This window comes from Iodobacter fluviatilis (genome assembly GCF_900451195.1).
Classification (GTDB): domain Bacteria; phylum Pseudomonadota; class Gammaproteobacteria; order Burkholderiales; family Chitinibacteraceae; genus Iodobacter; species Iodobacter fluviatilis.
In genome coordinates this window covers 1,573,503-1,594,158 of the sequence record NZ_UGHR01000001.1, presented here as the reverse complement: position 1 = coordinate 1,594,158, position 20,656 = coordinate 1,573,503, and the positions used below count along the sequence as shown (strand labels likewise).

17 protein-coding genes are annotated in these 20,656 nt (G+C 45.7%); 5 read left to right on the top strand and 12 right to left on the bottom strand.

All coding sequences use genetic code 11. The features are described 5' to 3' along the window. Window positions 1-102: 102 nt before the first annotated feature. The 12 genes from DYD62_RS07255 to DYD62_RS07200 form a co-directional block, all read right to left on the bottom strand. On the bottom strand, window positions 103-1,461 hold the full coding sequence (locus DYD62_RS07255; RefSeq protein WP_172476484.1) for a sigma-54-dependent transcriptional regulator: 1,359 nt from the start codon (window positions 1,459-1,461) through the stop codon (window positions 103-105). 14 nt (window positions 1,462-1,475) lie between these two features. Then, window positions 1,476-2,558, bottom strand: a complete 1,083-nt coding sequence (locus DYD62_RS07250; protein WP_115226721.1) for a protein-glutamate methylesterase/protein-glutamine glutaminase — start codon at window positions 2,556-2,558, stop codon at window positions 1,476-1,478. Window positions 2,559-2,574: 16 nt separating this feature from the next. Beyond that, a complete protein-coding gene (cheD, locus tag DYD62_RS07245) occupies window positions 2,575-3,183 on the bottom strand; it encodes a chemoreceptor glutamine deamidase CheD (protein WP_115226720.1) in 609 nt (202 codons plus the stop codon). Then, window positions 3,180-4,034, bottom strand: coding sequence for a CheR family methyltransferase (locus DYD62_RS07240; RefSeq protein WP_115226719.1), 855 nt, complete (start codon window positions 4,032-4,034; stop codon window positions 3,180-3,182). Before DYD62_RS07240 ends, cheD begins: the two co-directional genes overlap by 4 nt. A 288-nt stretch (window positions 4,035-4,322) precedes the next feature. Next, on the bottom strand, window positions 4,323-7,238 hold the full coding sequence (locus tag DYD62_RS24410) for a methyl-accepting chemotaxis protein (RefSeq protein WP_174900833.1): 2,916 nt from the start codon (window positions 7,236-7,238) through the stop codon (window positions 4,323-4,325). A 22-nt stretch (window positions 7,239-7,260) separates the two neighbouring features. After that, a complete protein-coding gene (locus tag DYD62_RS07230; RefSeq protein WP_115226718.1) occupies window positions 7,261-7,746 on the bottom strand; it encodes a chemotaxis protein CheW in 486 nt (161 codons plus the stop codon). A gap of 37 nt (window positions 7,747-7,783) precedes the next feature. After that, window positions 7,784-9,991 carry a chemotaxis protein CheW gene (locus tag DYD62_RS07225; protein WP_115226717.1) on the bottom strand — a complete coding sequence of 736 codons (2,208 nt, stop codon included), beginning with the start codon at window positions 9,989-9,991 and terminating at the stop codon, window positions 7,784-7,786. Window positions 9,992-10,026: 35 nt separating this feature from the next. Continuing rightward, complete coding sequence (locus DYD62_RS07220) at window positions 10,027-10,392, bottom strand: response regulator (RefSeq protein WP_115226716.1); 366 nt, start codon at window positions 10,390-10,392, stop codon at window positions 10,027-10,029. Between the two features lie 122 nt (window positions 10,393-10,514). Continuing rightward, window positions 10,515-11,711 (bottom strand): methyl-accepting chemotaxis protein, encoded by a 1,197-nt coding sequence (locus DYD62_RS24300; protein ID WP_207916577.1) that lies wholly within the window; start codon window positions 11,709-11,711, stop codon window positions 10,515-10,517. 258 nt (window positions 11,712-11,969) lie between these two features. Next, on the bottom strand, window positions 11,970-13,691 hold the full coding sequence (locus DYD62_RS07210; protein WP_115226715.1) for a fused response regulator/phosphatase: 1,722 nt from the start codon (window positions 13,689-13,691) through the stop codon (window positions 11,970-11,972). A 9-nt stretch (window positions 13,692-13,700) separates the two neighbouring features. Beyond that, window positions 13,701-14,006 (bottom strand): STAS domain-containing protein, encoded by a 306-nt coding sequence (locus DYD62_RS07205; protein ID WP_046351204.1) that lies wholly within the window; start codon window positions 14,004-14,006, stop codon window positions 13,701-13,703. An 85-nt stretch (window positions 14,007-14,091) separates the two neighbouring features. Then, entirely contained in the window at window positions 14,092-15,273 is a 1,182-nt protein-coding gene (locus tag DYD62_RS07200) for a sensor histidine kinase (protein WP_115226714.1), read from the bottom strand. 236 nt (window positions 15,274-15,509) lie between these two features. Between DYD62_RS07200 and DYD62_RS07195 the strand changes: the two genes are divergently transcribed. Genes DYD62_RS07195 through DYD62_RS07175 form a run of 5 tightly spaced genes read left to right on the top strand, consistent with a single transcriptional unit; the run spans window position 15,510 to window position 20,656 of the window. Beyond that, window positions 15,510-16,460, top strand: a complete 951-nt coding sequence (locus tag DYD62_RS07195; protein ID WP_115226713.1) for a chemotaxis protein — start codon at window positions 15,510-15,512, stop codon at window positions 16,458-16,460. Window positions 16,461-16,493: 33 nt separating this feature from the next. Then, complete coding sequence (locus DYD62_RS07190; protein WP_099398252.1) at window positions 16,494-17,432, top strand: chemotaxis protein; 939 nt, start codon at window positions 16,494-16,496, stop codon at window positions 17,430-17,432. A gap of 59 nt (window positions 17,433-17,491) precedes the next feature. Beyond that, window positions 17,492-17,881 carry a chemotaxis response regulator CheY gene (gene cheY / locus DYD62_RS07185; RefSeq protein WP_046351200.1) on the top strand — a complete coding sequence of 130 codons (390 nt, stop codon included), beginning with the start codon at window positions 17,492-17,494 and terminating at the stop codon, window positions 17,879-17,881. A gap of 33 nt (window positions 17,882-17,914) precedes the next feature. Further along, window positions 17,915-18,709, top strand: coding sequence for a protein phosphatase CheZ (gene cheZ / locus DYD62_RS07180; RefSeq protein ID WP_115226712.1), 795 nt, complete (start codon window positions 17,915-17,917; stop codon window positions 18,707-18,709). A gap of 42 nt (window positions 18,710-18,751) precedes the next feature. Next, a complete protein-coding gene (locus DYD62_RS07175; protein ID WP_115226711.1) occupies window positions 18,752-20,656 on the top strand; it encodes a chemotaxis protein CheA in 1,905 nt (634 codons plus the stop codon).

The window sequence follows — 20,656 nt, the reverse complement described above, 5'->3', positions numbered from 1 at the left end:
ATAAAGCCAAAATGGCAGCGGCAACAACGGACTAATGCCCTGTTTTGAAATTGTAGGTGCTCTGACTAAGCTACTGCAAGCAATTCCTGAGCCACCTGCAACTCAAATGGATAAATCCGGGTTTTGTTCACGATACTGCTGTAATTTATAACGTAGTGTTCTTTCACTCATACCCAGCTTTTCTGCGGTTGATTTACGCGCACCACCAAGCGACTTGAGTGTTTCCAATATATGTCTTTTCTCCAGCTCTTTGATATCACTTACGACAGCCGGTGCATCGGCCTGCGGCAAAACATCGGGCAAACCCGGTTGAGCGGCAATATTTGCCGCCTTAACAATGGCGGTTTGCGGCAAATAAAGATGTTCAGCAGCAATTTCATCACCAGGAGCCAGAATAAGCGCCCGCTGCATCACATTATCTAATTCACGGATATTGCCTTCCCAGCCATTAGCAAGCAATGCGGCCTCTGCCGCGCACGACAACACCGGCACACGCCGTTTTTGCCTTGCCGCATGCCTTGCAAGCATCGCTTTAGCCAGCGGCAAAATATCATCGCTGCGCTCACGAAGACTGGGCAGCTGCAAAGGAAAAACATTCAGACGATAAAACAAATCTTCACGAAAACGCCCAGCAGCAACTTCCAGCTTCATATCCCGATTCGACGTAGCCAGCACGCGAATATCAATTTGCACCGGCTTATTGCCGCCTACCCTTTCAACTTCCCGCTCTTGCAGCACACGCAGTAATTTGGCCTGCAAAGCCAGAGGCATTTCTGAAATCTCATCAAGCAATAATGTGCCACCATTGGCCTGCTCAAATTTCCCCAGATGCTGATTTGCAGCGCCAGTAAACGAGCCTTTTTCATGGCCAAACAACGTTGATTCTAAGAGTTGTTCAGGAATGGCCGCACAATTAATGGCCACAAATGGACGGGCCGCCCTGCCACTATTGCGATGTAAAAATTGCGCCAGCACTTCCTTCCCTGTGCCCGATTCACCCGTAATCATGACCGAGGCATCAGAAAGCGCAACACGCCTTGCCATATCTAAAAGACTGAGCATGGCCGGATCTTCCGCAATCACCTCTTCATCATCGCTGTCCGGCAGCATGTATTTTGCTACTTCCTGCAATAAGCGATCGGGCTCAAACGGCTTGGGGAGATAATGACATGCACCGGAATGTAATGCGGCAACCGCTTTTTCGATCACCCCATAGGCCGTCATTAATATGACAGGCAAATAAGGGTAAAGCAGCTTAATTTCCTGCAACAACCTTTCGCCATCCATCGGCTGCATTTGCACATCAGAGAGCACAAGCCCCACACGATGGTTTGCCAGAACCTGCAGCGCATCCCCGCCATCTTCAGCCACAAGCACCGAGTAGCCGCCCAATTCCAGCGTGTCCGCCAGCGCTTCTCTTAAACTATCATCATCTTCAACAATTAATATTGCTAAATTCATCTGGCATATCACTTTCAAATTCGTACATTACGCCCGCCGTGCAGGGTTAGAAAAGCCAGCACCCGGCCAGAGATTTCTTTCAGTGGCAGCACTTCATGCACACCACCCAGCGCAATTGCTTCTTTGGGCATACCAAACACCACACAGGAAGCTTCATCCTGAGCATAGTTATAGGCCCCTGCCTGCTTCATCTCCAGCATCCCTGCCGCGCCATCTTTTCCCATACCCGTCAGAATCACGCCTATCGCGTTTTTCCCCGCCAGATTAGCAACAGATCTGAACAGCACATCAACAGAAGGGCGATGGCGGTTTACGGTTTCTCCTTGCGACAGGTGGCAAACATAATTCGCGCCAGATACACCCAATAAAAGATGGGAATGTCCCGGCGCAATATAGGCATGCCCTGGCAATACCCGCTCACCATGCTCGGCTTCTTTAACCGTAATACTGCACAGGGTATTAAGCCTGTTAGCAAAAGACTTGGTAAACATCTCTGGCATATGCTGGGCAATCAGAATGGCCGGTGCATCCGGCGGCATCGGCACTAAGAACTCTTTAAGCGCCTCAGTGCCCCCCGTTGACGCACCAACGATAATCAGTTTTTCAGTTTTTAAAATCGGCCTGGACACTTTTGGAAGAACCACATCCGCCGAATTATTTGGCATGACATTGCTGCTGAACATTGGCTTCACTTTTGCCCCCGCTGCGCAACGTATTTTTTCCCGAATATCATCGGCATATCCTTGAATCCCACGCACAATATCCAATTTTGGCTTAGCAATAATATCAACCGCCCCCAATTCTAAGGCGCGGAGAGCCGCTTCTGAACCCTGTTCAGTTAAAGAGGATATCATAATCACCGGCGTGGGTTTAAGCCGCATCAGCCTTTCAAGAAATTCCAGCCCATCCATTTTAGGCATTTCGATATCAAGCGTAATGACATCGGGATTAAGCTCGCGAATTTTTTCTCTTGCAATAATCGGATCAGGTGCTGTGGCCACACACTCCAAATCAGGTGTTTCATTAATAATTTCTGTAAGCAGATTCCTCATTAAAGCGGAATCATCAATGACAATCACCCGGACCTTTTTTTTCATGATTTATTTTCCGCAATTAAAACAAATCAACATCTCCACCCTGCTTGGCATATTGCAATCTTGAGCTGTAATCTTTTTCCCGTTCAACAATTGTATTGTTATGTACGGCTTTTAATTTTTTAACCAATACCCGTCCTGTTTGTGGAAAAAAATAAACTTTACGCGGAAATATATCCAACAAATCTTCTGATACAACGGGTATTCTTTCCAAATCCAGAAATGAGCGGACAAAATCAACATTTTTCTGTCCAATATTTGATACAGTAAAACCCCTCAATACATTGCCGCCGCCAAATACCTTTGCTTCTAATGAGCTTTTAGATCCACCCATTTTCATAATTTGGTTAATCAGCATTTCCATAGCATAAGTGCCATAGCGTGTTGCCAAACCCGCCATCGCCGTTGCCTCGTCGGCAGCCTCTGGTAGCATAAAGTGATTCATGCCGCCCACGCCTGTTTTTCTGTCCCGAATGCACGCGGCCACACATGAACCCAGCACGGTTACCAGAAGCATATTCCGCCCGGTTACATAATATTCACCCGGCAAAAGCTTTGCAGCATCAATATCAAAACTTTTATCAAAGTAAAGAGTGGGTGCCAATACCTCCTCATAGCCCTTACTCATTTTGACAACCCCCACTCATGAATGGCTTTATCGGTAAGCCGATAAACCGTTTTACCGCAGGAGTGAAACCACTCGGACATATGATGCAGGTTTTCTGAATGGCCCACATACAATAAGCCATTCGGTTTTAATAGCCTGCCCATTTTTTCAAGCATGACCCGCTGGGTTGCCTGATCAAAATAAATCATGACATTTCTGCAAAAAATTGCATCAAAATAAGGTGTTAAAGGCCATGAATGCGCCAATAAATTAATTTGTTTAAATTCAATCATTTCTCTTAATTCTTTTCTGACCCTTGCCTGCCCGATGTTTTCACCCTTGCCTTTCAGAAAGAAAGTTTTGCATCTTTCAGGGGAAACTTTATCTAATTTATCCATTGAATATATGCCATTTTTTGCTTTAGACAATACATGGGTATCTAAATCAGATGCAATAATCTCTACCTCAGGCCTGAGCCTGCCATAAGCCTCTACTGCGGTCATTGCCAAAGAATACGGCTCTTCGCCGGTGCTCGATGCAGAGCACCAGATGCGCACCGGGCCATGTAATTTATGCAACTGATCAGAAAGCATTTCAAAATGATGCTTTTCTCTGAAAAAAAAAGTTAAATTAGTTGTCAAAGCATTGGTAAATTGTTGCCATTCTTCATGCTTTGGTTCTGCCTCTAGAAAATTCAAGTAATCACTAAATTTTTCTAAATTAAGCGCTCTTAAACGCCGTGCTAAACGGCTGTATACCATGGATTGCTTACTTTCATTTAAGCGTATTCCCGCCCGGGCATAAATGATATTCACAACCCGGCGAAAATCAGCATCGGTAAATATAAAATCTTGCTCTCGCTCATTGCTCATATTGGCAAACTCATTTTATCGCGACAGGATTTACAGCCGGCCATTTGTACTTTCTTGTATCAGGGCACGATACTAGGGCCTGAATGGCTGAATTAAAAAAGGCAGATCTGCATAATCTGCCCTCCGAAAGACTTCCGGGCTTAATGCCGCTTAAGGCCCCGCCGGATAAAGCCAGATTTCACACATTTTCGCAGCGAACGATTCGCCTTAAAAAACCCGTGAAACCTGCCTCAAACCGTGCCCCTCGCAGGCTTTATTCAAGCCCTGAAGCCTCCAAGTTAAGTCAGATTAAAACTCTTCCCAATCACCATCATCCGCAGTAGGCCCTGGCAATTTCTTACCGGTACTGCCTGACTTTTGCGGTGCTGATGTGCGGCTGATCTGAGGAGTGCGCGCCACTGGTGCACTACTACGCGGCGCAGCCAGCTGTTTCGTGGCGACTCCTGCATGCTGATAAGCCGCCCCCACTTTAAACACCGCGATGGCGTCAGCTAGGCTGCCCGCCTGCTCTTCAAGGCTCTCTGCAGCAGCAGCGGCCTCTTCAACCAGCGCAGCATTTTGCTGAGTGTTTTCGTCCATCTGCACCACAGCCTGATTAACCTGCTCAATACCCGAGCTTTGCTCTGCACTGGCTGCGGAAATTTCACTCATGATATCGGTTACGCGGCGAACAGCCGTCACCACCTCTTGCATGGTGCGCCCCGCTTCATCCACCAAACGTGAACCCGATTCCACCTTCACAACCGAATCGCCAATCAGCGATTTAATTTCCTTGGCTGCTGCGGCAGAACGTTGCGCCAGATTACGTACCTCGCTGGCCACAACAGCAAAGCCCCTGCCCTGCTCGCCCGCCCTTGCCGCTTCAACCGCAGCGTTCAGGGCCAGAATATTGGTCTGGAAGGCAATGCCATCAATCACAGAAATAATATCGACAATCTTTTTGGCGCTGTTATTAATCTCAGACATCGTAGAAACGACTTGCTCAACAACCCCTCCACCTTTAACCGCGATATCTGATGCGCCAATAGCCAGCTGATTAGCTTGTCTGGCGTTTTCAGCATTTTGTTTCACCGTGCCCGTCAGCTCTTCCATGCTGGAGGCGGTTTCTTCAAGGCTGGCGGCCTGTTGCTCTGTACGGCTGGACAGATTGTTATTACCTGCGGCAATTTCCTTCGATGCCGTATTAATCAGGCCAACTGAATCTTTAATTTGCATGACAATTTCAGATAAACGCTCACCGGTTAAATTGCAATCATCCTTTAATTGCCCCAAGGTGCCTTTGTAATCATCATTAATCGTTTCAGACAGATCGCCGCGGGCCAGTGCTCCCAATACCCGCACCACATCCGCAAGCCCCTTTTCATTAGACGACATCAGCTGATTCATGCCCTCGCACAGCTTGAGGGTAAAGCCTTCCTTACCTTCCATTGAGGCCCGTTTAGAGAAATCACCATGTACAGCAGCAGCCTCTACAATGCCCGCAATTTCTGACTCAACGGCAACTTCCGCAGTCCGATCCAGCCACTCCACAACCGTTCCTTGGCGAACACCATGCTCATCATGAACCGGATTAGCGACTAATTTAAAGGTATGTCCACCCACCACTATTTCAGTGGTATAGGTAGAGCGTAAATTAGCAAGCATATCGCGCTGATGTGCCGGATTTTTATGGAATACATCCACATTCTGGCCAATCAATTTACTGACATCAAACTGGGGCAATACTTTTCGCAATTCATTTTGTGCTGCGCTCAGCATAGAGCTGACCGACTTATTCATATAAATAATTTCACGCTCATTATTAGCGATCATGACATTGGTGGTACATCCATCCAGTGCCGCTTTAATCCGGCTATTATCTGCACCAATTCTGCGCTCAATTTCCTGACGTTTATCTTCTGCGGCTTGGGCCTGCAATTCAGCAGACAGATCCTGCCATTCCACTACCGTGCCCAAACGGATATTTTCTTCATCAAGTACCGGAGAGGCAATTAAGCCAAATGTGCGTCCGCCAACAACAATCCGTGTTTTATATACACCACGTAAATTAGCCAGCATATCTTTTTGATGCGCCGGATTTTTATGGAATATATCAACATTTACCCCGCCAGCCTGCACCTGTCTTGCGCTAAATTGTGGCAGCTCTTTGCGAATATCCGCCTCTGCCGCAGAAAGCATATCCACCACAGCATTATTTGTATAAATAATATTTCTATCGTTATCTGCAATCATCACATTAGAAGTCACGCTATCCAAAGCAGACTTAATCCGTGAATTGCTGGCCGCAAGCAGGCTGGCCTTATTCGCCATAGCCAGCGATTCTGTTCTATCCTGCCATTCTACAACGGTCCCTATTCTTGCCCTGCTTGCAGAAAAAACAGGCGTAACTAAAAGTCTGAACGTTCTGCCCCCTAATTCCAATTGTGTTTCATGTACGGCGCTTAAGCCGGCCAGCATATTACGCTGAAATGCCGGGCTTTTATGAAACACATCAATATTGCTACCCAATACTTTAGTGGCAGAAAAAGCAGGTAAATCTTTGCGAATATCACTCTCAGCTTTACTGAGCATGGTCTCCATAGAGCCATTGGTATAAATAATATTATAATTCTCATCTGCCATCATGACATTGGTTGATGCAACATCTAAGGCAGATTTTAAATTTGCACTTTCAACGGCTTGCGTCATATCAGTAGCAAATTTAATAACTTTGTATGGTTTTCCATTTGCATCAAATACAGGATTATAGCTGGCCTGAATCCATACTGTTTTCCCACTTTTGCTGATTCGCTTATAAACACCCGAATCAAAATCACCCCGCCGCAACTTATCCCAAAAAGAAATATATTCTGAAGACTGTCTCTGAACAGGATCAACAAACATACTATGGTGCTGATCTTTTATTTCACTTAGCCGATAGCCCATACAATTTAAAAAATTATCATTGGCCGTTAAAACTTTTCCATTTAAATCAAATTCAATCACCGCCTGTGATTTTTCAATTGCATTCGTTTTAGCTTTAAATTCCTGCAATTCCTCCTGCAGGCTTAAAACTTGTTTTTTAGACGCTTCTTCTTTGAGAGGGTCAAATGCCAGCTCAGCCTTCATGGCTCTAGCTCTTAATTCTTGCACTTCATCCTGCAAACTGAGAATCTGCTTTCTGCTTGCTTCTTCTTTAGCCGGATCTGAAAAGAGATTAAACATAGTACGCTCCTTAAATCATCAATTAAGCGGTTACGGCAACATGATCAACCAATGACATATCACTACTGGTCATGAGCTTCTCAATATCAACGAGGATAATCATGCGCTCCTCTAAAGTGCCTAATCCCTGTATATAGGCAGTATCGAGAACCGCACCAAATTCCGGAGCCGGTTTAACGTGATTAGCCGCCAAAGTTAAAACATCAGAAACACCATCGACTACAATACCTACCGTCCGATTAGCCACATTCAGGATAATGACTACGGTAAAATGGTCATACATAATATTGCCTAGACCAAATTTAATTCTCAAATCAACAATCGGAACAATATTACCGCGCAAATTTATTACGCCTTTAATAAAGGCAGGCACATTAGCAATACTCGTTACCGCATCGTAGCCACGAATTTCCTGCACCTTTAAAATATCAATGCCGTACTCTTCGCTGCCTAATGCAAAAACCAGAATCTCACGAGCGGCATCCGGGTGATCCAAACCATTATCCATCTTCAGTCCTCTATTAAATGAATGCGATCAGAAACACTTAAGCAACAGCCCGCGAGAGCCCCTGGCTAATATGCACCAGCTGGGCTACATCCAGAATAAATGCAACGTGGCCATCGCCCATAATGGTGGCACCCGCTACCCCGGGAACTTTTCTATAATTTGTTTCCAGGTTTTTAACCACCACCTGATGCTGGCCTAATAAATCATCAACAAACATGGCGACTTTCTCACCTTCTGCTTCTAATATAATGACCAAGCCTTCATGAAACTGAGTCACTTTAGGCGGCACATTAAATATTTCATGCAATGCGATTAAAGGCAGATATTCGCCACGTACATTAATCACTCTACCTTTGCCTGCCATCGTTTTTACTTCATCAGGCCGAGGCTGCAAGGATTCAATAATAAAAGCCAATGGGATTAAATAAATCTCTTCACCTACAGAAATTGACATTCCATCTAAAATAGCCAAAGTCAGCGGCAATCGAATACTCATGGTTGAGCCAATTCCGTACATCGAGCTAATTTCAATCCGCCCGCCCATAGATTGAATATTCCGCCGCACCACATCCATTCCGACGCCACGGCCGGATACATCCGTCACCTGTGCCGCAGTAGAAAAGCCCGCCTCAAAGATCAGCAGCCATACTTCACTATCTGTCATAGCATCGCTAACTGGAATATCGCGCTCACGCGCTTTGGCTAAAATACGCTCGCGATTTAATCCTGCGCCATCATCGGCAACCTCAATCACAATATTCCCCCCCTGATGAAACGCTCTTAATGTCAGCGTACCCGTTGGGGATTTACCTTTAGCGATACGATCCTCTGGTAATTCAATTCCATGATCTAAGCTATTTCTCACTAGGTGAGTTAAAGGATCTGATAGTTTTTCAATAAACCCTTTATCTAATTCTGTGCTTTCGCCAATGAGTTTTAATTCAATTTTTTTATTTAATTTTCCTGCTAAATCTCTGACGAGGCGAGGGAAGCGGCTGAATACAAAGGAAATAGGCATCATACGAATCGACATCACCGATTCCTGCAGCTCACGGGTATTGCGCTCTAACTGCCCGACACCTGACAGCATATTTTCATGTAGTACCGGATCCAAATTCAGCGCAGTTTGTACCAACATTGATTGGGTAATGACTAACTCACCCACTAAATTAAGCAATTGATCTACTTTTTCTACGCTGACACGAATCGAAGTATCTGCAGCAGCAGCGGGTTTGGCCGCAGCACCAGAAGAAGCTTTAGACTTAGCCGCCTGAGGCTCTGCCTCTTCTGTTTTTACCACTGCAACTTTAGCCACTTCCACTGCTGCACCTGCAGGGGCCAGCACCTTTGGGCGGGGCTCAAAAAAGCCATAACCCGCACCATCCGTCACCGTTTCAGCAGCGGCTGGCGGAGGCGCAATATCCGTAAAAAAGCCGTAGCCCTCTCCATCTTGGCTGCCAGCCGCGACAGGTTTTTCATCACTAAAAAAGCCATAACCATCACCGTCTTCTAATCCGGCTGACTTAGCCGGCTCATCATCGGTGAAAAAACCATAGCCATCACCATCGCTAAGCTTAGCCGAGGATGCCGAAATCTCTGGCTGAGTAATGTGAATACGTGAGTGCTCTACTGCAAAAGCCAGAGTACCGACAATTTCTTGTTGCGAAGCCTGAGTCGCAATTTGATAAACCCAATCGCTTTCAGCCCCGCCTTCAATACAGGAGCGTAATTCCCCATAGCCCTGCAAAGCATGCATAACAGACGAATGATCAAACCGCTCGCCAGCAGAAATAATAATTTGCAAACCATTGTGACTATCTGGTACGACATTAACTGGATGCGCCTCTTCCCCCCCTGATTCATTTGCAAACTTTTCAAGCAAGCTGGTAATTTCTTTTGCCGCATCTAAATCGGCAATGCCCCCATCACGGTGCGCGGACAGAATATTTTGTAATACATCACCACTACGCAAAAATACATCGATCATATCCGGCCGAAGATCGAGCTCATTCTTACGAATTCTATCCAGCAGGTTTTCAAGAATATGGGTGACGCCCGCTAAATCGGTAAAACCAAAGGTAGCCGCTCCGCCTTTAATCGAATGAGCCGCACGAAAAATGGCATTTAAATCTTCACTATCCGGCTCATCCAGGCTGAGCTTAAGCAAAATGGATTCCATTGTTGCAAGATGCTCTGCAGCTTCATCAAAGAAAACTGCAATAAACTGGCTCATATCGATCGCCATACCCCCTCCTTTCTGTGGCAAGCTGGGCTTTACAACTAACCAATCACTTTGCGTACCACTTCGAGTAATTTCTGAGGGTCAAATGGTTTTACCAGCCAACCTGTTGCACCTGCCGTTTTGCCCTGCATTTTCATGGCATCGCTCGATTCGGTCGTGAGCATCAGCATGGGAATCGTTTTATATTGTGGTGTAGCACGCAGCGTTTTTATCAGGGTCAGGCCATCCATGCCAGGCATATTCTGATCGGTCAAAATTAAATCAACCTGTGTTTTCTTTGCCTGCTGAACGCCTAAATTTCCATCACTGGCCTCAACCACATCGTAACCTGCACTTTTCAGGGTAAACACTACCATTTGCCGAATCGATGCAGAATCATCAACGGTCAGAATCTTTTTAGCCATATTCCCTCCAACTATGTATTAATCGCTATACACGCGTTTAAAAAATCAAGCATTCAACCTTTACATTTCTATTAAAGGAATCTATGCAAAAAAGACCTCAGCAGGGTATTACAATGAAATCATCAAAATAAATCGATATCGCCACTACTCATACTTTCTTGGGCAACTGGATTCTTATGCAATGCATCAGCCAGTAATATGGATCGCTCGCCAAGTGCTTGTAATTCTGCTATTTTTTCTTTCCATGCCTTAACCGGGTTTTTCTGATTTGCAATATAGCCATAAATTAATGCCAGTGCTTCCTGTATTTCAGACTGAGCAGCAATACGGCCTTTAGCATGCAATAAAAGCTGATTGACCAAATCCTGAAACTGTAAGCCCCGGACCGCATTAGAAACTCCATGCTCTACCTGATTCGCAATTTTGGCTAATTCATTCACAACCGTCTCAACGTTTTTATTCATATCCCCAATGCCTGCCATTGTTTTTTCTACTTGCACTTTTGACTGCATTGATTTGCTCATATCCTGAGAGGCTAATTTCATAATTGCCTCCTCTGCTATAGCTACTGATTCATGAATTTGCCGGACATTACCGCGAATCTGCCGACTAAAGTGATTGGTGCGCATTGAAAGTGCCCTCACTTCATCAGCGACCACTGCAAAGCCCCTGCCTGCCTCGCCAGCTCTGGCTGCCTCAATCGCTGCATTTAAAGCTAATAAATTAGTTTGTTTAGCAATTGATTCAATTTCATTTAAAACCCCCAGCACCTCCTCTACCACTTTTCCTACCTTCTCCATTTGATCCACCAGCCCCATTGCGGTGTAAGAATTGGAAATAATACTTTCTACAAAAACAGTCAAAATTTCAGATGTTTCTGTTACAAAAGCTTCAAAACTACCACTTCCCTCACCTGCGGTATGTTTAAAAAGCGACTCTGCCATTTCTTTTTGTAAGCGTGATTGATCAGCAATTTCAACAAAACCATTTAGTAATGCAGGAATAGCATCGGCAAAAATCTCTACTGCCCGTTTCATCTCATCATCTGCCAGCTGCAATTGTGATGCTGAAAAAAGACACATATCAGATTGTTTTTGTAAGGAGCCCCCCATATGCTGAAGGTCTTGAAACTGTGCCGCTTCTTTCTCTATTGCAGGAGTATGTTCTGTAAATTTCAGAATAAGTAACGGCCCCCAAGCTGCAATTAAACCGAAGGCGATAAATAACCATGGAGATGTGTTACTCCATACAATCATGATCACCACTACGCTTACAAAAACGGCGAAGAAAATCAATAGATGAAGGGACTTTTTAGGCATAAAAAACCTCAGATTTAATACAGGCGATCAATAACAAAATGCCTCCTTCTGCATTTAATAAAGATAGCTTATCCTGCAGGAATTGAAACCAAAACCATACAAGACTGATTAATGAAGCAGGTATAGATGGGATATAAGCGGAGGGGACAGACAGGAGATCAAATCAATAAAACAAAAAACCACATTAATTGTGGCCGAAAGATGACTTCAATTTGTAAACGATTAAATAAAGGGAGCTAAAAAAAGAGAGATGGCAATTTATACGGTTTCAGTACGAGGGATATAGTAAGCAACAACTTCATTGCCCGTGCCATGATATTGGGCGGAAGCACAGAGCGAGCGCACTAATGCAATTCCACGGCCAAAAGCCAAGTGGTGGCTTAATTCTACATTACCTGAACAAAGCTGCGACCAGTCAAAACCTGGGCCACTGTCTTTAACCCGGATTCTTAAAACATCTTTGCCATCATAATGTAATCCGGTTAAATCAATTTCTATCCGGCCCTCAGTCAGCATTTCTAAACGACTGGCTCGTTCACATAAATACTGCTCCATCCCGTCTGCACCACGTTTCATTGCCGAATTAAGGCCCAGTACACCATGGTCAAGTGCGTTGACAAACAGCTCGGTCAAAATCAGAAAAACATCAGACTGGCTGTGCGCTAATGATCTGACGCCGCCAATAAAATTCATCATAAAAGGCACGGTATTGATATGCCGGATTTCATCCACCCCCAGTGCAACACTGTATCTCCATGCACTTTCACCTAATGCAGCCAGCGTTGAAATATTAACTTCTTCCACCACGGCAGGAATGCGTTCTTTAGACCTTGCAATTGGCCTGTCGCCAAAATAAGCCAGCACAAGCGAAATATCGTCGTGATGCGCCTCACCCTCTAAAAAGAGGGCTAAATCATTTTTTGCATGCTGTAAGCGCTGATCAGCGGGCGCATCGGCCAAGACCTGCAGCAGCCGGTCTAAACCATAATCACCTTTACTGGAGTGTCTTGCCTCTATCAGGCCGTCTGAATATGCGGCAAGACATGCCGGCTCGTTAAAATAATAACGATCCGTCATCACATCCATTGAGTTTGTTGGCACGATGCCCAAGGGTAAATGCGATGACTTCCAAGTATGTTTTACTTCGCCCTTAGGGGATATCACGTGAACCGAGGGCATCCCTCCGTTCCACACCTCAATACAACCTGCTGATTCGTCAATTGAAATGAGGACCAGTGCAACAAATCGCCCTATGGGCAGGACTTGTCTCACTTTATTATTCATTTCAATTAAAATATCGGAGATGGTGTAGCCTTTTTCGGTCATCGTATAAAAAGGCTGGGTGAGGGGCAATACATTCAGTGCGGCGGTCAGCCCGTGGCCAATACCATCTGCCAGCATCAGATATAAAGCCTGACCAGGCGTCCTAGCCGCAGCGATTAAATCACCTGACAGACTCTCAGCAGGGGACAGATAGTATTCAAATTGGGGATCATAAAGCAATTCGGCATTGACCATTTGCTCCATTAAATGGCTGACTACGCGTTTTTCTTCTTCTGCACGATCGTAGTAATCTGCCAATTTAAGAGATTGCTCTCTTACTTTTCGATTTAATTCTAAGGTACGGCTAAATGCTTTTAACTTGGCTTCGAGCACACGAAAATTAACAGGTTTATTGATGTAATCATCAGCCCCCTGCTCAATCGCCTCAGCAAGCTTGTTTTCTTCCCCGACTCCTGTGACAAAAACAATCGGCACCCACGTCTCATGTGCCTCATGCTTTATCGCTACAGCCGCCTCCAAACCCGACATGACAGGCATCATCATGTCCATCAGCACCAGATCAGGCCTTTCCCGCCGCCAGGTTTCCAGAGCCTCCAGCCCGTTGCGAGCCTGAATAGCCTTGTGCCCTAACGCCTCTACAAAACGAGAGATGAGTAAGAGTACGGATTCAGTATCGTCAACGACCAGAATTTTCATTGCCAGCTTCTAACGTATGATAAAAATTTTACCAAAGCAGGCAATATCCAACACCTGTTTGACCGAATCCCTACAGTTCACTAGGGCTAAACTCTTACTGGCAGCACCAATTTTTTCTTTGAGTAAAAGCAACATACCAAGCGCAGAGCTGTCCAGATAATTTACGTTTTGAAAGTCAACGAGGACTTCTTTGATGCTTGGGTTACTAATCAGCGTTTCACATACTTGGCGAAACTCGCGGTGGGCGCTGAAATCGAACTGTCCGGAGAGGACTACACGGCCCACATCCCCTTCAATCTGCACAGTTGGCGTCATACAAACCTCAACTCCATGAAAGTTACATGTTTAAAATCACAACAAAAAAACAAGATATGAGAAAGTTAAATTAGTGATCTTGCTTTCATACCTTAGTCGGGCAATACAAAACTGGCAACCGTATCGTAAACGAACTACCGGTTCCAAGGTTGGAATTTACGCCAATCTCTCCGCCTAAGCGAGCCAGCAAATTGCTGACAATCGCCAGCCCCAGCCCTGTGCCTTCTTTTCTGGTGGTAAAAAAGGGCTCAAATAAACGCTCCTGCACCTCTGAAGACATCCCACAGCCATGATCTTCTACCCTCAGCTCTGCCATATTTTCACGTGCAGACAAAAAAAGTTCGATCACGTCTCCGGGCTTTGAGGCAAGCCTTGCATTATCAATCAGATTGGTCACACAGCCCAAAAGCTCTTTATGATTTGCATTAACAACTAAATGTTCGTACTCCAAAGGTAAATCTAAAACACAGTTCATGTCCTGAGCCTGCAGCTGCGGCAGCATTAATTGCTGCGCTTCCCTCAATAAACCCGAGAGGATAACAGGCTCCGCAGGTACCTCATGCCCGCGCACAAAGCTCAACATATTTTGAATCAGCACTTCCAGATGTCTTAAGCGGGCTAAATTTTTTTGCCCGAATTTATGCCGATCCGTGTCACTTAATGCAGGTTTGGCCAGGTGTGTTGAATACAAGAGGGCAGTCGCCAAAGGGGTACGTAATTGATGCGCCAGTCCAGCAGCCATTTCACCCATCGCAGCCAAACGTTTGTGTTGCGTTAAAGCCCGCTGTAATTCCCAAGTATCACTAATATCATGTACCAGCATGATTTTTCCAAACTCACCTGGCATATTATTCACAACAATACTGAGTCTTCGCTCCCCTTTTGAGGATTGAGACAACCACATGTCAGGTACATTTGTTGGCTGTAAAAACCCGCCAATGTATTCCTGCCACACGCAGCCAAGTGACAGATTCTGCATCATAGAACGTGCTGCCGGATTCAATTCAACCACAACACCCCGCTCATTTAATTCAACCACGCCTCCTGGCAATCGCTCCAGTAATACAGATAAACGCCTTGATAATGCCGCCTTCTCATCCAGCTCCCTTCGTAAATTGCCATTGGCAATTTCCAATTGACCGGTAAGAGAAACAACTTGCTGCTGCAAATCTGCGTACGCGAGACTAAGCTGATTTGATGCTTCGGTAAAAAGTGAAAAAGCACTTTCTAACTCACGGGGATCAATAGCCATTTTAGGATTCGGCATATAACACCTTTCTTGTTGCTTTTTTGTTTTTACATTATAAAGTGACTAGACAGTTGAGCAAAATAATGATCTACCCACAAATTCGTAAACTCAGTCATAATATTAGTGAAAGTTTATTTAGTTCCTGTCTTACGGCTATAATCGCTTCTTTATTGTGTTTGTACAGCTGCTCTCTAAATGTTCCACCTCTACACACAGTCGGTTAAGAATACTTAAACGCAGCTTGGAGCCACTCCGTGTCTGACTTATTAAAAAATATTGATGCTCGTACAAAGCTTGCTGGTACCAACAAGCTGGAAATTCTCTTATTTACTCTCGGACAGGATGAGCGAACCGGCCGGAGGGAGAATTTCGCCATTAATGTCTTCAAAGTTCGGGAAGTAATGCGAACGCCTGAAATCACGAAGGCTCCTGATATGCCGCCTTCCATTGAAGGCATGGTCAGCTTACGGGGCACCTTAGTTCCCGTTATTGATCTTGCACGATATGCGGGTATATCTACCTCAACGCGGCCTGAAATTATGATCGTTTCAGAATACAACGGTCATACACAAGGCTTTCTGGTTGAGGCAGTAGATACCATTTTGCGTCTTGACTGGTCTCAGATGCGTGTACCGCCTGATATGCTGATGTCGCAAATGGGAGGCTTAGTTGTCGCGGTAACCGAGCTTGAAAACAACAAGCTTGTGATGATGATGGATGTTGAAAAGGTACTTGCTGAATCGATCCCTGGATCAGACAGAATTGACCCGGACACGATTATCCAAGATAAAAGTTTAACTACAAAAACAGTTTTCCTTGCCGATGATTCCGTTGTTGCACGACGGCAGATTGAAATGACGCTTGATGCAATGAAAATCAAGCACATATCAACCATCAATGGAAAACGTGCATGGGATGAATTGCAGCGCATTGCGCAATCTGCTGATCTGCAAGGGAAAGTTGTAAAAGATATGGTGCAGTTGGTTCTTACCGATGTGGAAATGCCAGAAATGGATGGCTATATGCTCACAAAACTAATTAAGAGCGATCCACGATTTGCCGGTATTCCTGTACTGATGCACTCTTCATTATCCGGAGCTTCAAACCAAAAGCTGGGGCAATCCGTGGGCGTAGATGGCTATGTAGCAAAATTTGAGCCTCATCGGTTATCTGAAGCCATCGCCAACTTCCTTCTCAGTGAATGAGCAGATTAAAACGCAATATAAGGGAGGCCCTTCATGTCCAGTAATCAAACAAACTTGCTTGAAAGCATCGATGCCAGAACGAAACTGGCGGGCTCCAATAAAATGGAAATCCTGCTGTTTACTTTAGGCACGCGCGAAATATTTGGCATTAATGTATTTAAAGTACGCGAAGTATCGCAAACGCCAAAAATTACCAAAACGCCCAATATGCCTTTAGGCGTTGAAGGGGTGCTTTCTTTGCGTGGTAATATTATCCCGGTCATTGCACTGGCAAAATTTGTAGCCACTCAAGAAACGCCTGCGGCTGATGCCACAAGCACAATGATTGTGACCGAGTTTTCCAAACACACTCAAGCTTTTCTGGTTCACGAAGTGGATAGAATTATCCGTGTGGACTGGGATAAAGTGCGGGCACCGGAAACTATGTTGGCCGGCAATCAACAGCTGATTACCGCTTTAACTGAATTACCCGATGGCAAACTTGTTTCAATCTTAGATGTAGAGCAAATATTAGCCAGTGTCATTGGCGAGCCAATTATCCCTGATCTGCAGCGTGCATCCATTAATCCTGAAACATTTATGTTTTTTGTGGATGATTCTATGGTGGCCCGCAAGGAAATCATCAGCGTACTTGATAAAATTGGCGTGAAATATCATCAGGCTAATAATGGTCGGGAAGCTTGGGATAAATTACAAAATTTGGCAAATCGCGCCACACATGACGGCGAGCGTCTTCGTGAAAAATTAAAAATGATTTTAGTCGATGCCGAAATGCCTGAAATGGACGGATATGTTCTGACCAAGCACATTAAATCCGATAACCGATTCCAGGGTATTCCCATTGTTATGCATTCGTCGTTATCTTCAAATGCAAACAGAGCAATGGGTAGCAGTGTTGGTGTAGATGCATATGTGGCAAAATTCGACCCGGTCATTCTAGCCGACACCATCACCCCCTTATTGGTTGGTTAGTTTCAGATTAATAAAAACAAGCCGTTTACACACCTTATGTAAACGACATGGAGTAACACATGGCAGATAGTAACCTGCGTATTTTAGTGGTGGATGATTTCTCCACAATGCGCCGTATTGTACGTAACCTTTTGAAAGAGCTGGGCTTTTCAAATGTAGACGAAGCCGAAGACGGCCAAGTTGCTTTGCATAAGCTCAAGAACGGTTCTTTTGAATTTGTGGTTACAGACTGGAATATGCCGAATATGACAGGCATTGAGCTTTTGCGCGCTATTCGTGCAGACGCACAGCTCAAACACTTGCCTGTGATGATGGTGACCGCAGAAGCGAAAAAAGAAAACATCATTGAAGCGGCTACGGCAGGCGCCAACGGATACATCGTAAAACCATTCACAGCGGCTACATTGGATGAAAAACTGAAGAAAGTTTTCGCCAATATGAGCAAGTAGAACAAGAACCTGACAGACGCACCGGAGGCGACTGTGAACGATCATGCACTAAATAGCGGAGATTCCGCTGACCTAGAAGCACTTTTCGATAGTATCGTTCATTCCAATCAGGATAGTGAACCCACAGAGCCTGCGCCGGTTGCTGTTACCGCCCCTGTCGCTGCAAGTACTGTGCCAACGCTTACTGCCGAAGAACTCAATGATCCTGCCCGTGCCATGTTTTCACACATCGGGCATTTAACTCGAAAATTGCACGATACGCTCAAAGAATTGGGTTTGGATAAATCACTGGAAAAAGCGGCGAATGATATTCCCGACGCCCGTGATCGGCTTTCCTATATCGCCACCTTAACCGAGCAAGCGGCTGATCGCACACTCAATGCACTGGATGCTGCAAAGCCCATTCAGGACAAAATCAGTGACGACGCCAAAGCATTAAGCGGCCAGTGGGACAAGCTTTTAGCAAACCAGCTTTCTGTTGATGAGTTTAAAGCGCTGGTTGAAAAAACCCGCACACACTTAAGCGAAACGGTTACAGGGTCTGATCAGGTCAGCAGCAAGATGCTGGAAATCATGATGGCTCAGGACTTCCAAGACCTGACCGGGCAAGTGATTAAAAAAGTACTGGATATGTCCAAGCAAATGGAAGCACATCTGATGGACTTCCTGCTGATGTTCTCTCCACAAGGCGGCGCAAAGGTCGAAGGGCTCAGACCGGACGAAGAAGCATCGCTCCTGAATGGACCAGTAATTAATCCTGAAGGCCGCACAGATATTGTGACCAATCAGGGCCAAGTTGATGACTTATTAGAAAGTCTGGGTTTCTAAGCACCTTTAAAATGAATGTACGCAACCTTTGGGGGAGCGAAGATGAGCACTGACTTTGGCGGCATGGAAGATCTGCTGCAAGATTTTTTAACAGAAGCGTCTGAGCTCCTGTCTGAAGTCGACAACAAGCTTGTAGAGCTTGAAAAACGACCTAATGATAAAAACCTGCTGAATGATATTTTCAGAGGGTTCCACACCATTAAAGGCGGAGCAGGTTTTTTAAATGTCGATGCAATGGTCAGGCTTTGTCATCGTACTGAAAACCTGTTTGATAAGCTTCGTACCCTAGAGCTTGTACTCACCCCGGAAATCATGGACACCATCATGGCCGCTACCGGCGTGGTGCGTGATATGTTTGGTGCCCTTGCCAAAGGTGCACTGCCCAATAATGCCCCCGAAGAGCTCATTGCCGCACTAGATGCCGTACTTGAAGGACGGCCGCTCGAAACAGTGGCTGTTGCTGCCCCGGCTCCTGCTGCACCGTCAGTTCATCTAGCAAGTGAGGGGCCGGATTGGGATGCACTTTATAATGCCTTACTTGGCAAAAACGAAGCCCCTGGTGCAGTCATTGCTGCGCCTGTTAATGTCATACAGCATGAGCCTGCAGCCATGGAACAAGTTGTTTCTGATCCAATGAATAGCTTAAAACCCGCCCCTGTTACCAAAACAGCTGTGGCGCCTCCTCCCCAACAACAGCAACAGCAGCAACAACAACAAACTGCGGCGGCACCGCAAGAAGCCACCATCCGTATTGATACGGTGCGTCTGGATCAGGTGCTTAATTTGTCAGGCGAAATTGGTCTTACCAAAAACCGCCTCACCACATTACGCACCGATATTATGGCTGGCAAGATGGACAGCAATACCCTCAAAGCAATGGATGAGGCCATCAGCCAGCTGGATCTGCTTGTGGGCGATCTGCAAAATGCGGTGATGAAAACCCGCATGCAGCCGATCGGACGTCTTTTCCAGAAATACCCGCGTTTGGCTCGTGACCTTGCTCGTCAGCTTGGCAAAGATGTTGAACTGGTTATTTCTGGTGAAGAAACTGAGCTGGATAAAACCATGCTGGAGGATCTAAATGATCCTCTGGTCCACTTGGTTCGTAACGCAGTCGATCATGGCATTGAAACCATGGAAGATCGCAAAACCAGCGGCAAACCGGCAAAGGCCATTGTTGAATTATCCGCCACTCAGGTGGGTGACCATATTCTGATCTCAATCACCGATGATGGGCGTGGAATGCGCCCTGATGTGATTCGCAAGAAAGCCGTTGAAAAAGGTTTGATTGATGTCGAAACAGCCAACAGCCTTGACGACAAACAAAGCCTGCAACTGATCTTTATGCCCGGCTTTTCAACCAAAGACCAGGTTTCAAGTGTCTCTGGCCGTGGCGTAGGGATGGATGTTGTTAAAACCAATATCCAGCGTTTAAATGGCCGTATCGACATCCAGTCTATTGTTGGCGAAGGCTCGCGCTTCACGATTTCCTTACCGCTTACGCTGGCTATTTTGCCTGTACTCGTGGTTCGTGTATGTGGCCAGCCATTTGCAGTGCCGCTGGCCATGGTGCGGGAAATCATTCCTATCCGCCACGAGCAAATACAGGAAGTATCCGGCCGGGCCACGATTGTTGTACGCGACGAAATCCTCTCCGTTCGCTCTTTAGCCAGCCTACTCGGCTGGGAAGAAGTGCAGCTTCCTCAATTTGGGGTACTGATGCAATCAGCAGAACACTCGTTTATTCTGGCTGTAGACAGCTTTATCGGCCGGGATGATGTGGTGATCAAACCACTACAAAACATCCGCCCTAAAGGCGTTGCAGGGGCAACACTGTCTGGCGATGGCTCGGTTGTACTGGTTCTTGATATGGAGGACTTATTAGGTGCTGCAGATGCTGATAATTCAGCAATCCGTACTTCACGTTTCCTTGAAAAAACGCTTTAA